The sequence below is a fragment of the Prosthecobacter vanneervenii genome, assembly GCF_014203095.1.
Taxonomy (GTDB): domain Bacteria; phylum Verrucomicrobiota; class Verrucomicrobiia; order Verrucomicrobiales; family Verrucomicrobiaceae; genus Prosthecobacter; species Prosthecobacter vanneervenii.
The window spans coordinates 82,964-96,627 of record NZ_JACHIG010000004.1; the positions used below are offsets into that span (position 1 = coordinate 82,964).

At 59.7% G+C, this 13,664-nt stretch carries 13 protein-coding genes; 4 read left to right on the forward strand and 9 right to left on the reverse strand.

The window, feature by feature from the left end:
• Positions 1-164 precede the first annotated feature (164 nt).
• The gene (locus tag HNQ65_RS10410) at positions 165-764 is read right to left on the reverse strand and encodes a group I truncated hemoglobin (protein ID WP_221306118.1); all 600 of its coding nucleotides are present in this window, start codon (positions 762-764) and stop codon (positions 165-167) included.
• A gap of 161 nt (positions 765-925) precedes the next feature.
• Between HNQ65_RS10410 and HNQ65_RS10415 the strand changes: the two genes are divergently transcribed.
• The 3 genes from HNQ65_RS10415 (at position 926) to HNQ65_RS10425 (ending at position 3,776) form a co-directional block, all read left to right on the forward strand.
• Entirely contained in the window at positions 926-1,402 is a 477-nt protein-coding gene (locus HNQ65_RS10415) for a group III truncated hemoglobin (protein ID WP_184339469.1), read from the forward strand.
• Positions 1,399-2,598 carry an NnrS family protein gene (locus tag HNQ65_RS10420; protein WP_184339470.1) on the forward strand — a complete coding sequence of 400 codons (1,200 nt, stop codon included), beginning with the start codon at positions 1,399-1,401 and terminating at the stop codon, positions 2,596-2,598. Before HNQ65_RS10415 ends, HNQ65_RS10420 begins: the two co-directional genes overlap by 4 nt.
• A gap of 74 nt (positions 2,599-2,672) precedes the next feature.
• Positions 2,673-3,776 (forward strand): radical SAM protein, encoded by a 1,104-nt coding sequence (locus HNQ65_RS10425; RefSeq protein WP_221306119.1) that lies wholly within the window; start codon positions 2,673-2,675, stop codon positions 3,774-3,776.
• A 10-nt stretch (positions 3,777-3,786) separates the two neighbouring features.
• Here HNQ65_RS10425 and HNQ65_RS10430 read toward each other — a convergent pair whose 3' ends face one another.
• From HNQ65_RS10430 to HNQ65_RS10455, 6 genes are all read right to left on the reverse strand, one after another.
• Positions 3,787-4,320, reverse strand: a complete 534-nt coding sequence (locus HNQ65_RS10430; RefSeq protein WP_184339471.1) for a hypothetical protein — start codon at positions 4,318-4,320, stop codon at positions 3,787-3,789.
• A 56-nt stretch (positions 4,321-4,376) separates the two neighbouring features.
• Entirely contained in the window at positions 4,377-5,897 is a 1,521-nt protein-coding gene (locus HNQ65_RS10435) for an arylsulfatase (RefSeq protein ID WP_184339472.1), read from the reverse strand.
• Between the two features lie 69 nt (positions 5,898-5,966).
• Positions 5,967-7,385 (reverse strand): sulfatase family protein, encoded by a 1,419-nt coding sequence (locus HNQ65_RS10440; RefSeq protein WP_184339473.1) that lies wholly within the window; start codon positions 7,383-7,385, stop codon positions 5,967-5,969.
• Between the two features lie 121 nt (positions 7,386-7,506).
• Positions 7,507-8,097, reverse strand: coding sequence for a hypothetical protein (locus tag HNQ65_RS10445; protein WP_184339474.1), 591 nt, complete (start codon positions 8,095-8,097; stop codon positions 7,507-7,509).
• 34 nt (positions 8,098-8,131) lie between these two features.
• Positions 8,132-9,448 (reverse strand): sulfatase-like hydrolase/transferase, encoded by a 1,317-nt coding sequence (locus tag HNQ65_RS10450; protein ID WP_184339475.1) that lies wholly within the window; start codon positions 9,446-9,448, stop codon positions 8,132-8,134.
• A 79-nt stretch (positions 9,449-9,527) separates the two neighbouring features.
• On the reverse strand, positions 9,528-10,925 hold the full coding sequence (locus HNQ65_RS10455; protein WP_184339476.1) for a sulfatase family protein: 1,398 nt from the start codon (positions 10,923-10,925) through the stop codon (positions 9,528-9,530).
• A gap of 111 nt (positions 10,926-11,036) precedes the next feature.
• Here HNQ65_RS10455 and HNQ65_RS10460 point away from each other — a divergent pair, with 111 nt between their 5' ends.
• Positions 11,037-11,966 (forward strand): VPGUxxT family thioredoxin-like (seleno)protein, type 2, encoded by a 930-nt coding sequence (locus HNQ65_RS10460; RefSeq protein ID WP_184339477.1) that lies wholly within the window; start codon positions 11,037-11,039, stop codon positions 11,964-11,966.
• Positions 11,967-11,970: 4 nt separating this feature from the next.
• Here the strand turns inward: HNQ65_RS10460 and HNQ65_RS10465 are convergent, their stop codons facing one another.
• Positions 11,971-12,936 (reverse strand): right-handed parallel beta-helix repeat-containing protein, encoded by a 966-nt coding sequence (locus HNQ65_RS10465; RefSeq protein WP_184339478.1) that lies wholly within the window; start codon positions 12,934-12,936, stop codon positions 11,971-11,973.
• 37 nt (positions 12,937-12,973) lie between these two features.
• Positions 12,974-13,660, reverse strand: coding sequence for an SDR family NAD(P)-dependent oxidoreductase (locus HNQ65_RS10470; protein WP_184339479.1), 687 nt, complete (start codon positions 13,658-13,660; stop codon positions 12,974-12,976).
• Between the last annotated feature and the right edge of the window lie 4 nt (positions 13,661-13,664).

A 13,664-nucleotide genomic window follows, 5' to 3' on the forward strand; every position in this document is an offset into this window, starting at 1 on the left:
GAATGGTATTTCACGGCAATTCCGATGTTCAAAACGTTCTGATTCAGTGAATTGTAAGCCGTTTTCTCTGGCTCATTTCTCTTTTTCTCAAACGAAACCGCCGCAGCGAGCGACTCCTGGCACTCACTGCGGCGGCTTATGGGTCAATGAGAGATGGACCGCTCTCAGTTGGCCTTCTTCGGACGGCCAAGCACATCGTCCTTGGTCGTGAGCGCGACGGCCACGACCTGGTCGATGAGATCCTGGCTGATCTTGAGATCCTTCAGGGTGTTCACGAGGTTTTCAGCGATGGCGTTGAAGTGCACCTCGGTCAGTCCCATGCCTTCATGGGCTTTGCGCATGTCCTTGCCTGTCCAGGGCAGCGGGCCGCCAAAGGCAGCGCTGAGAAATTCCTTCTGCTTCCGGCGCTGTTTGTCCATGCTCACATCATCAAAGAAGTGCTTCACACGGTCATCGGCCAGCACTTTCACATAGAAGGCATCCACAGCAGCATTGATGGCGGCCTTGCCACCCAGCTTCTGGTAAAGACTGTCCTCGCGCGCCTTCAGCCACTTCGTCTTGCAGGCCTCTTGGGCAAACGCCCATTTGCGGCCCTCATATTCGGTGTTGATGGCGGGATCCACAGGTTTGCCGCTGATCGGGCAGATCGCGTTGGTGGCAGTTTCAGAGGCGACTGCGGCGGGGTCTACCGCCAGAGCAGCGGCGTTGACCAGCAGAGTCATGACAGCGGTGATGGTGACGAGGGATGAGAGGATGAGTTTCATGGTTTGGTTGGGCCATGTAATAAGTTGCATCGGCGATGCATCAATGCACCGATCCTGCCTAGCTCTGCGCATTTCTTGCGTGGCACTTCTCGCGCCAATTCCTGCGCACAAGGGCGCAGGAAGCGGCGAGCGCTGCCCGTTTAAAGTTGCATCATCAATGCATGTTTGATTCCTCCCAAGCTAACAAACCCGATATCACTGGACGCGCCGAGATCGAAACTCTGGTGAACACCTTCTACGACCGCGTCCGCGACGATGCAGTGTTGGGCTTCATTTTCAACGAGGTCGCCCAGACCAACTGGACCACCCATCTGCCGAAAATGTATGCTTTCTGGGAAACGGTGCTCTTCCGCACGGGTGGCTTCACGGGCAATCCCATGGCCGCACATGCCAAACTGGTGCCTCTTACAGACATGGGGCGTGACAAGTTTGACCACTGGCTGCAGCTCTTCCGCAGCACGGTCGATGATCTCTTTGCGGGAGAACGTGCCGAGCACATCAAGAACTGCGCCGCTGACATGGCCAATGTGATCTACTCGCGGATCAACCAGGTGCCCGACCCACGTTTTGATCCCGCTAATCTCACGCCAGAGCAGCGTGAGCGCTATGCACGCTACAAGCCGCCGCCCGTCGTATGAGCCAGTTTCCTGCCTGCAAACACAAAAAACACCGCGCCACCGGGCCGCGCCGTGACGGCCTGCGCTGGCTCGCTTCGGAGCCATATCGCGTGTTCTTTTTCAGTGGCGCTCTATGGAGCATCATCGGAGTGGTGATGTGGCCGCTGTATTATGCGCAGCAGCTCGGTTTTTATCCCAGCTTTGTGCATGCGCGGATCATGATCGAGGCTTTTGGCGCAGCATTTGTCGTTGGCTTCCTCGGCACCGCCGGACCGCGCATGGCTACCGCGCCCAAGCTCACGCCACTGGAGCTGGCGTGGCTGTTCTCACTGCATCAGGCCTGCGGCATCTCCCACCTCACGCTGCACATGGCGTGGGGAGATGCGTGCTTCATCGCGCTGCTCGGTTCATTGCTGTTGTGCCTCCTCATCCGCGTGGTGAAGTTCCGCAAAGATGCGCCGCCACCACAGTTGCTCCTCGCCCTTACCGGCCTGCTCTGTGGCATCACAGGTGCGTCATTGCTGCTTTCTTCCGTCACGCTGCTCGATCCGCAGCGTCTTCGTCTCGCCAACCTACTGCTATATCAGGGACTCCTGCTGCCGCCCGTTCTCGGCATAGGTGCGTTTGTGTTTCCACGCATGCTCGGCGGAGATTTTGGCGATCCCAAAACCGCGGCACAGAGCCGTACGAAGCTCATCCGCGCTGTCATTGCTGCTGCTTTACTCGTGGGCAGCTTTTTTCTCGAAGCCTGCGGCCACGTCATCGCGGGCTATGCGTTGCGTGTCTTTGTGACGGCGGTTTATCTTCTCATTGAGGTCAGGTGGAAAACGGCGCAGAGCGGCTCTCTCACCACTGGCTTGTTCTGGTCGCTCATCGTGGGCGGACTGGGGCTGGCGCTGGCCGGGTTCTTCTATGCGCAGCATGTCAGCGTGGAGCACCTGCTCTACATTGGCGGTTTCGGCATGCTCATGCTCATCGTGGGCAGCCGCGTGCTCTTTGGCCACAGCGGCGACCTCGACGGCTTCTTTGTGAAGAGCAAATGGGTGCGTTTCCTGATCTTCCTCGGTGTGCTGGCCGCCATCACCCGCGCCACACCTGCCTGGGCACCTTCCACCACGGTGTCTCATCATATTTACGCTGCATTCACGTGGGCTCTGCTGGCTCTCTCCTGGCTGCTCTGGCACCGCAGGCGCTTTGTGAAGCGGGATGAGGAGTAGCCTCCCCGCAAAATCAGCACAGCATTCCCCATGCGCAGGTGGGAATGCGGCGGCCTTCCTTGGTTTACTCCGGCATGAATGCAGCACTGAGCAATCCCGAATGGTCCAAGGTGGAGTCAATGGCCTACGATGGCTTTGATGAACGTCCGTTTCTTGTCTTCTGGGAGATCACGCGCGCCTGTGCGCTGGCATGCAAACACTGCCGTGCCGAGGCGCAGTCTCACCGCCACCCGGATGAGTTGACGCGGGAGGAATCGAGCCGCCTCATCCGCCAGCTGGCGGAACTGAAGCCCCCCATGCTTATCCTCACTGGCGGTGATCCCCTCATGCGCACGGACGCGCTGGATCTCGTGCGTGAAGCCACCGCTGCGGGCCTGCATGTGGGCCTGAGCCCCTCCGCCACGGCACGGCTCATGCACGCCGACTTTGCAGAAATCAAAGCCGCAGGTGTGGAGCGCATCTCACTGAGTTTGGACGGTGCCACACGGCAGACACACGACGCTTTTCGAGGCGTCAGCGGTACATTTGACCGCACCATCGCCGCCGTGCATCGTGCCCATGCAGCGGACCTGAGCGTGCAGATCAACACCACCCTCACACGCAGCAACCTGCGCGAATACGAGGCCTTCAAGAATCTCATGTTTGAGCTGAAGCCTGCCATGTGGAGCGTCTTCCTCCTGGTGCCCACCGGCCGTGCTGGCATAGCGGACCTCCCTGATCCGCAGGACATCGAGCACGTGTTTCAGGACATGGCCTCGCTCGTGGGCAGGGCGCCGTTTGCCATCAAGACCACCGAGGGCCACCACTTCCGCCGCGTGCTGATCCAGCGCCATGGGGCTGGCGGTCGGCAGCGCCCCGGCATGCGCTCACCGCTTGGCATTCGCGATGGGCGCGGCGTCATGTTCATCTCCCACACCGGCGTCGTGTCACCCAGCGGCTTCCTGCCGTTTGATTGTGGCAATGTGCGCGAAGAGCATCCTGCGGACATCTACCGGCATCATCCGCTCTTCATCTCCCTGCGCGACAACGATGCCCTCGGCGGCAAATGCGGCCGCTGCGAATTCCGCACCGTTTGCGGTGGCTCCAGAGCACGCGCCTACGGAGTCACGGGCGATCCCTTTGCGGAAGACCCCGCCTGCATTTACCAGCCAAAACTGAGCGGCGCTGTGCAGGTATGATCAAAGTGCGTTAAGAACTGACCGTTTGAAAATTTTCCATTAAACGCGGTTCGGAGAGCAATGATTTGGCAAGAGTTCCGGCAAGTGATTGTGGCAAAAATTGCTCCAGTTCGAGACGAAGCACGAGCCTGTTGGGTGCTGCGACAGGACGAATCATAAGCAGAGCATCGACAGCGGTGCGCACAAGTTCCGCACCATCCATGCCCTTGTCCCAAAGGGATTGAACGATGAGGAGCAGAGCAACAGCGGTGCTGCGGGAACGGCCTGCCCAGCATTGCACGAGGAGCGGAGCATTCCCGCTCTGTCGGGCAAATCGCAGGATGCTTTCGAGGTGTGTGGCTCTGGGCCCGTCACTCTCTGTACCACCGAATACGTCTGTAAAAACAAAGACACGGCTCCTGAGAGCATCTTTCAGGATGGCTTCCGGATGGTCGGGTTCACGAATACTGATGACATGCCAGCGGCCAGGTGAATCTGCCAGAAACTGTTCGACTTCTGAATGAGGACAGACGGCGGTCTCGCGCTGAAGGCTTTCGATAAACACCTGCACAGATTAGCACAGCCTTGCAGCCGGGTCACTGGCAGAAGCATCCAGCCTGCTTAAAGCGACGGTGGCGACCAGTCAGGGATGCCGCCGGACTTCTGCTGCTTCTCGTACAGCTCCCAGAATGGCTTGGTGGGAGACATCGGTGCAGTCTCATTCACCATAAGCGGGCGTGCCTCTTTCCAGAAGGCCTCGTAGGCGGCGTTCATTTTCTGCACCACTTCAGGGTAGTCGCCACTGACATCGGTCTTCTGATAGGGATCTGCATCGAGATCGTAGAGTGCGCCTTTGCCGGTCTGTGCGGCAGCCGCCTGTTTCTTCTTTGGGTTCCCGCCACCACGCGGTCCCACATAGCGGAATCGCTGGTTGCGCACGCCATAGTTGAGGAATTCCTGCGTGTTCGGCTCCGTGCCCGTAGGCCAGCGCGCCACATGAGTGAAAAGATAGCGGTCTTCCCAGTTGCCAGCCTTGTCCTCGATCAACGGCAGCAGGCTGCGGCCTTCCACTTGGTTCTTGGGCAGTTCGGCCCCGGCCATGGCGGCAAAAGTGGGCAGGAGGTCGATGTGCGCGGCGATGGTCTTGATGTCGCGCCCCGGATTGATATGCCCGTCCCAGCGGATGAAGAAAGGCACGCGCACGCCGCCTTCATCCGTGGAGCCTTTCAGGCCCACCTGGTCACCATTGAAGAAGGCGTAGCCGGGAATGATCTCCTTGCCACCGACAGCGGCGCCAGGTCCGCCGCCCGTGGTGCCATTGTCAGACATGAAGATGACCACCGTGTTTTTATAGAGGTCCCACTCCTTCAGCTTCTCCGCCAGACGCCCCATGTTTTCGTCGAGGTTCTCGATCATGCCATAGAATCCGGCCTGATCCTTGCCAAAGCCGAGATCGGTGAAGCGCTTCGCGTTCTTCTCTGGCGCGATGTAAGGGCCGTGTGGCGCATTGGTGGCGATGTAGGTGAAGAAAGGTTTCCCGCTGTCCTTTTGCTGCTTGATCCAGCCGAGCGCGGCGGTGAAAAAGACATCCGTGCAGAAGCCGTGCGTCTTCACAAAGCTGCCATTGTGCCGGATCACGGGATCCATGTACTTATTGTCTGGCGCATCCGCGCAGGAGCAGTCGTAGGCTTGGCCAATGCCGCCCGCGCCGTGGATGAAGGCTTCATCAAAGCCGCGCTTGTGCGGCTGGTAGGCCTCCTCATCGCCCAGGTGCCATTTGCCAAAGATGCCGGAGGTGTAGCCTTTGGTCTTGAGCACCTGCGGCAGGATGGTGGCATTCAGCGTCATGCGCTCGCGCTCCAGGATGGTGTGCGTGATGCCGTTCTTCAAATCGTGCCGTCCGGTCATGATCGCGCTGCGCGTGGGCGAGCAGGTGGGGCTGACGAGAAAGCGTGTGAAACGCAGGCTTTTCTCATGCAGCGCATCGAGATTCGGCGTCTTCAGCCAGGGGTGGCCCACGCAGCCCATCTGCGCATAGCCCTGGTCGTCTGACATGACCAGGATGATGTTCGGCCTGCTGCCGACGAGATCGGCAAAGGCATGCAGGGCCAGGGCAAAGAAAAAGATCAGGGCGAGTTTCATGGTCGGAACTGTGAGGACGCAGGAGCGGCGATGCTCTTTCAAGCAATGCAGCCGAGCGCGGCGTGGAAGTTACTTTTTATACGGAGTGCGCTTCACTTCCAGAATGACGGGCACATCCTTGTTCATCTCTTCGTAGGCGGCCATGAGCCGCTTCACCTCCTCGGGATGCTCGGTGGCCACATCGTGCTGCTCGCCGGGGTCGTGCTGCAGATCAAAGAGCTGCATCTTTGCCGCTGCGTCTCCGGTGTTCAGGCCGGGGAAGGCATCGAGGTTATACTGCTCATAGGGGGCAAGAATGGTGACACCATCCGGTGCGCGCGGGTCCAGCCATTTCCCGTCCGCACCGGGCTTGAGCTTGATCTGCGTGGCGGGCAGCACATGCAGCTTCCAGCGTGCATCGCGGATGTTGGCCAGTTTGGAATTGAGATGGCCAAAGATGTATTCATGCGGCGATTTTGCCTCCGCGCTCTTCAGCACCGGCATGAGGCTGCGGCCATCCAGCACACGATCATCTGGCATCATTGCGCCTGTGGCCTCCAGCACGGTGGCAAAGAGATCCATCGTGATCGCGAGCTGATCACACATCCTCCCGGCGGGGATCTGCCCCGGCCAGCGTGCGATCATGGGCACGCGGTAGCCGCCTTCCCACTGAGCCGACTTCATGCCGCGCAGGACTCCGCAGCTGCCGCCGAACCATGCGCCATTGTCACTGGTGAAAAGCACGAGCGTGTTTTCATCCAGCCCCAGCTCCTTCAGCTTCGCCAGCACCTGGCCCACGCTCCAGTCCAGCTCCTCCACCGCATCGCCATAGAGTCCCGCCTCGCTTTTCTTATAAAACGCCTCTGAGACAGCCAGCGGCTTGTGCGGCATGGCCTCCGCCAGGTAAAGCAGGAATGGTTGGCCCTTGCTGCGCTCGATGAAGCCCAGCGCGCGTTCCGTGTAGCGCCGCGTCAGCGTGGCCTGCACCACAGGATATTCGATGATCTGCGTGCCCTCCAGCACCTGCACTGGACGCATGTCGTTGGAGTAAGGAATGCCGTAGTATTCATCAAAGCCGCGCTCCGTGGGCAGAAAGCCCGGCTTGTGGCCTAGGTGCCACTTGCCCACCATGCCCGTGGCATAGCCTGCGGACTTCAGCACCTGCGCCAGAGTGGTCTCTTTTTCCGGCAGATGCAGTGCATCCGCCTCCGGTCCTCCATCGGGTGCCGGATTGGCCGTCATGCCACAGCGAAAAGGGTAGCGCCCCGTCATCAGCGCCGATCTCGTGGGCGCGCAAAACGGTGCCGGGCAGTTGAATTGGGTAAAGCGTGCACCCTCCGCCGCCATGCGGTCCAGATTCGGCGTCTTGATCTTTGGATGCCCGTAGCAGCCGAGGTCGCCATAGCCCAGATCATCGGCCAGGATGACGACGATGTTGGGTTGTTTCGCTGGCAGTGATGCAAGCAGAACAACAAAAATGGAGAGCAGCGTCAGGAGTGATGTCTTCATGCAGATGCGCGTGGTTGAGGTGCGTACTCCACGGATTCAGAGCGGAAGTCTTTCACAGGCATCCAAACACAGACCTCTTCATGAGGCGGCTCAACTGCGTGCATCTGAAGTTCAACAAAGCTCAGGGCGCTCCTGCCTCGGCGCGGATGCCGCGCAGTTTCGTCCAGATCTCCGCCTCGGCAGCCTGTGGCGAGAGCAGCAGAATGATCTGCGTTTTGCTGCTCTGCGGCAGCGGGCGCACCTCGATCTCTACATTCAGCGTGATCTGACGACCGTCTGTAAAGGTGTCGATGTAAGGCACCCTGGCTAAAAACGAGCCTGCTTTCTCCAGCGGTTTGACCTCGGCATTGAAGACAGCGGGATCAGGCTGCATGCCTTTGCCCCGGCCCACCATCGTGCTGAGCCCTTTGAAATACCGGTCCAAAAAGTCTTTCAGCTCCGCTGCTTCAATCTTTGGTGTGCCGTCGATGCAGACGGACAGCACATACGTGAAATACGTGGGCGAATCCGTGCGGAACATGCCGGGGGAGAAGCGTGCCTCCTCGTAGCCGCTCCATGGGATGTCACGCGCAAAGCCGGGTGGAATGGGCAGCCGCTCAAACCGCCAGTCCGCAGGACCGGCCAGCATGGTGGGCGCAGGCGGTACTCGTTGTGCGGAGGCCATGTCGAGGGCCCCGCAGGCAAGCATGATAAACAGGATAAAAAGCTTCATGATGGCTGAAGATGCGATCTCACTACACCACACGCTACTTCTGCATTTTCTTCTTTTTCTTTTTGCGCGGCTTCTCGTCTTTCTCGCCACTGGGGTCGTTTTTCCCTGCCGCAGGGTTCAGCTCCGCCAGCACGGCGGTGAGTCGTGTGCGGGCGGCCTTGCTGGCTTCGGTGTCAGCAGCTGCTTCCACAGGCTTTTCCACAAAAGGAGCGTCGCTCATGTCAAAAAGCTCCCCTTTTTCATTGAGCTTCCAGCCCTGATTCCGCACATACCACCTGGCACCGAGCTGCACATAGACCCATTCGCGCGGCGCGCCCTTCTCCCCACGCAGCTGCGGGGCGATGCTGACACTGTCAAACTTGAAGCCCTCAGGCGCTTTGGCGCCGGCCAGCTCCAGAAAAGTGGCGTGCATGTCGGTGAAGTTGATGAGGTCCTTGTTCACCTTTCCCGCCGGGGTCACGCCAGGCCAGCTGGCGATGAGCGGCACACGTGAGCCGCCTTCCTGCATGGAGGCTTTTTTGCCATTGATCATGCGCCCGCCGATGGTCCTGGGATGATTCAGCGCGGTGCCGTTGTCTCCGGAGAAGATGATGAGCGTCTTCTCGCGCAGGCCCAGTTTGTCCACCTCCGCCACCAGTGCACCCACCTGCTTGTCCATGTAGGCAATGTTGTCGTTGTAAAAGTCCGTGTCCTTGCCGGCATCTGCCGCTGAGTCCGGCGTGCGCAGGATGGGGCCGTGCACGAGGTGCATGGAGTAATACAGGAAGAACGGGTGCTCTTTGTGCCGGTTGATGAAGTCGAGGCTGAAGGCCTGGATGATGTCGGGATTGTACTCCTCTTTGGGCGTGGTGACCGTCTCGCCGTTTTTCTCGTAGCTGTCTTTCCAGTACCATCCACCTGCCGTGGGATCGGTGCAGTATTCGTCAAAGCCCCAGTCACGCGGCGTCTCGCCCACCTGCCGCCATTTGCCCGACTCGCCCGTAGAATAGCCAGCCTGCTTGAGCAGCCTGGCCATCGGCTGCTCATCAGCCGATTTCGCGCCAGGGCCGCCATTGCGCCAGGATCCATTGCCAATGCCACCGGTGCGGAAGGCGTAGCGACCGGTCATCAGTACGCAGCGTGAGGGCCCGCACAGCGGTGCTGAGTAGCACTGCTCAAACCGCGTGCCGGAGGCTGCGAGCTTGTCGATGTTGGGTGTCTTGCGCACATCCGAGCCATAGCAGCTCAGGCCATCAAGACCCAGATCGTCCGCTAGGATGAAAATGATATTGGGTTTTCCGGCATTTTCTGCAGCAGGAGAAAAACATGGTAAAACAGCCAGGGTGCAGAGCAGTGTCAGGATGCGTTTCATAGTGGGCATTGGAATGAAGTGCCTAAAGCAGCAAGCGGCGTGCACCGCAGAAACGACAAAGACAGCCGCTTCATACAGCTCAATCGCCCTTGTCATCGCCATGGTCGTAGGTCTTGGGCAGCGTGGCCGTCCAGGCCGCGAGCTGTTCGGTGAGGCGTTTCAGCACCTCGGGCTGCTTTTCGGCCAGGTTGGTTTTCTCGCCCGGATCGGCGGCCAGATCGTACAGCGCAACCTCGCCTTTGCGGCGGTGGGAACCATGCAGCTTCCAGTTTTCCACCAGCAGTGTGGGATCGCTCTTTTCCGTGTTGGTTTTCCAATAAAGCGGCTTGGTCCGCACATGCACACCGCCCAGCAGCGCCTTGGACGAGTCCTCGCCGTCAAAATCACTCGCGTTGACAGAAATTCCCGTGATGGCGCAGAGAGAGGGGAGCCAGTCTGCCCCGCTGATCACCGACTGCTCGTCCACACGCCCTGCGGGCACCCTGGCAGGCCAGCGGACGATGAAAGGCACGCACACTCCGCCTTCCAGATCGGTGTGCTTGCCGCCTCGGAAGTTCGGACCTGCGTAGCCCATGGCATTGAGGCGGATGTCATCGATGTCGCTGCCTGCAGGCCCTTTGTTTTTCTTCCGGGGCTTGGCGTCTGCACCTTCGGTGTCGCGCAGCGGTGCGGCACCTTGGTCGCTGGAAAAGACAACAAGTGTGTTCTCACTCAGGCCCAGTTCATCCAGCTTCTGCAGCAGGCGTCCGATCTCAGCGTCCATGGATTTCACATCCGCCAGGAAGGCTCGCATATGGGTCGCAGGATCACCACCCAGCTTTTTGCAGGTTTCAAACTTTTCGCGCATCTCTGGCGTGAACTTTGACTCGTCCAGCTCCAGCGGCCCAAAGGCATCCAGCACTGCCTGGTTGGGGTGGATGGGATGGTGAGAGATGTGATCCCAGATGTTCACGTAAAACGGCTCCGCCTTGTGCTGCTCAATGAAGCTGATCGCCTGATCATACATGGGCGCATCGCGTCCGCGATTGTCCTCCGGCTGGCGGTGCTTGCCTGCCGAGCCCTGATCTGAGCCGATCACATCAATGCCATACGTCCCGGGCTCCAACACTGGGCCGATGTGCCATTTGCCAAAGTGGCCGGTGGTATAGCCGTTCTTCTTCAGCAGCTCTGTGATGGTGACGCGTGATCCGAATCCATAGCTGGCTGGATACTTTTGAAACGTGGCCGGAAATTTCCCCGTCATCAGACCCGTGCGCGCCGGGCAGCAGGTGACGCCCGTTGCATGAAACTTCGTGAAGCGTGTACCCTGCGCCGCCAGCTTGTCCAGATTCGGCGTCTGCGCATACGGATGCCCATAGCAGTGCGGGTCCCCCCACCCGAAATCATCAGCGAGAATAAAAATGATGTTAGGTCTATCAGCTGCCAAAGATGCTGGCGGCAGAGCCAGGAACAAAGATGCGAACAAAAGGATCTTCATAGAGTTACGGGCGCGAGCGGTGAATATATGGCGCTTCATGGTCTGCCCCTCAAACGCTGTCCCGGCCAAGTCTTTCGTGAAATAAATGCGCCCGGCCCGCCTCTCACCGGCATGAAGCCCGCCCTTTTCGCTCTCGCCCTCATGCTGCCTTTCCTATCCTGCTCCGCCAGCACCACCCCGCAGCCTGAGGAGGCCGGCACGGTACACTGGGGGCGCATTTTGGAGACTGCGCTGGCCTCCAGCGCACAATCGGGAAAGCCGGTCTTTGCCTTGTTTCAGGAAATCCCCGGCTGCGCAGGCTGCAGGCAGTTTGGCCGCGAGGTCATGTCGCATCCCCTCATCGTGGAGGCCGTGGAGACAGAGTTCATCCCGCTGCTCATTCACAACAACAAAGGCGGCAGAGATCTGGAAGTGCTGCAGCGTTTTGGCGAGCCCGCATGGAACTACCAGTTGGTACGCTTTTTCAATGCTCAGGCCGAGGACATCATCCCGCGCAAGGACCAGGTGTGGGACACCGGGGGAATCGCCGAGCGCATGGTCGCGGCACTCACCCTGGCAAAGCGCCCGGTGCCAGCCAGCCTGAAGCTGCTGGCGGCAGAGCATTCACCACGGCTGAAAGAGGCCGTGTTTGCCATGTACTGCTTCTGGACCGGCGAGATGGAGTTGGGCCGCATCGATGGCGTGATCACCACCGAGGCCGGATTCATGGGCGGGCATGAGGTCACGCGGGTTAAATACGATCCCGCTGTCATCACCCTGCCTCAATTGATCGCCGCAGCCGAAATGGTGCGATGCGCCAATGCAGTGTCTGTACCTGAAACGGATCTGCACGTGGCTAAAACCACGCGCCTCAAGATCGGCACCATCTCCGGCTACCGTACGGCACCTGTGAGCGATCAGAAAAAACAGATCAGCGGCACGCCGGCTGAAAAGCTGACTCTATCTCCTTCTCAAGCCACCAAGGTGAATGCCTGGATCCGCACCGATCCGGCGAAGGCGCTGGCCTTCCTCAGCAAATCACAGCAGGCGCAGATCCGGTGAAGGCTCAAGGCTGCGTCTTCACGATGAGGCTCTCCAACGGTGGTGCATCGTGCGCGCCGTTGTTTTCATAGCCGGGCAGCTCCTTGCCACCATGCCGCTCCTCGCGCGTCTTCACGTCCGGCCCGTAGGCCATGCGCAGGATCTTGAGATCCTGGATTTTGTCCTCGGCACGTAGGGCTGCTTGGGTGCGATAGACGGCGCAGTCCTCCACCCGCACCCTTGCATCTCCACGCCCGCCCGGCCCACGCGCACGGATGGCCACCTCATTGTCATCAAAGACACAATGTGAGATCACTGCATCAATGTGCTCCTTCAGATTCAGCGCTGCACGCGTGCTGATCTGGCTGGGCTGATTCCACCCATGCAGGTAGCACTGGCGGATGATGAGCTTGCAGCGCTCGCCATCGGGCGGCGTCTTGGAATCAAAGGCATTTTCTCCAGGGCTCTGCCCTGCTTTGAATCCGGGTGCATCTTCCGCCAGCGCGCCCGTCCACAGACGGCACATTTCAATAGTGAGGCTGCCACGCGAACGACGGTCGGGATCAAACTGAATGCAATCACCCGTGATGTGGGAGATGTCACAGTTGCGGATGGTCACATCGCCCCAGCGGCCGGTGATGCCATGGGCGTCCGTCTGCTTTTCAAAAGTGCCGTTGAGAAGATGATGGATACGGCAGTTTTCAATCACCACGCGAGTGCCAAATACACCCACACCGTTGCCGGTGCCATTGAAGATCTCGCAGTTCCGCAGCGTCACATCATCGGCGGTGATCTTCACAATGTTGCCGCCCGCACCTTGGGCATCCACGCGGTAGTTTTCATAAACGCCCGGCTTGGTGATCTCCAGCCGGTGCACCAGCTTGGCCCCAGTCTGTGTGCCCACGGGTCCCGGAGTTCCCGCCAGCTCGGCGGCATGTAGCGGAGTCAGCAGAATCGAGATGATGCAGCAGAGACAAATCGTTTTTGACATGCCCTCTCAACGTTGCTGTAGGGTGGAAGTTTCCAGTCTACCAGGGAATCACCGCCCGATCCTTGATGAACTTCCCGCGCAGATCGTGCGGTGCCTCCAGCGCCAGCCAGGTCAGCGTGTCAGCTCCCTCCTCGGGGCTGCGTGGCGCGTCGCTGCCGCCCATTTCCGTGCGGCACCATCCGGGGCACATGCTGTTCACCATCACCTGCGGCAGTGCGGCGGTGAGCTGCTGCGTGAGCATGTTCAGCGCGGTCTTGCTGATGCAGTAAGCCGGCGCCCAGGCCTGTGGCTCTCCATCCAGCTGCCCAGCCCCGCTGGAGACGTTGATGATGCGCGGTGCGCTCGACTTGGCGAGCAGCGGCGAAAAAGCCTGGCTCACGCGCAGCGTGCCCACCACGTTCGTGTCCAATGTCTCCAGCAGCACCTCGGGTTTGAGGTCGAGCAGGCTTTGATAGTGGTCCAGCAGGATGGCCGAGTTGTTTGCCAGCACGTCCAGACGGCCAAACTGTCTGCCGATTTCCCCCACCGCCGCCTCCACGCTGGCGGCGTCCGTGATATCCAGCGCTACGCCCGTCGCTCCTCCGCCAATTTTTTCAGCAGCCGCCATGGCACGCACACCATCACGACTGCCGATGATGACCTGCGCACCGCGCGCGGCCAGTTGCTTCGCTGCTGCAAGGCCAATGCCACGCGTGGCTCCGGTGATGAGGATGATGGGCTTCATGAGA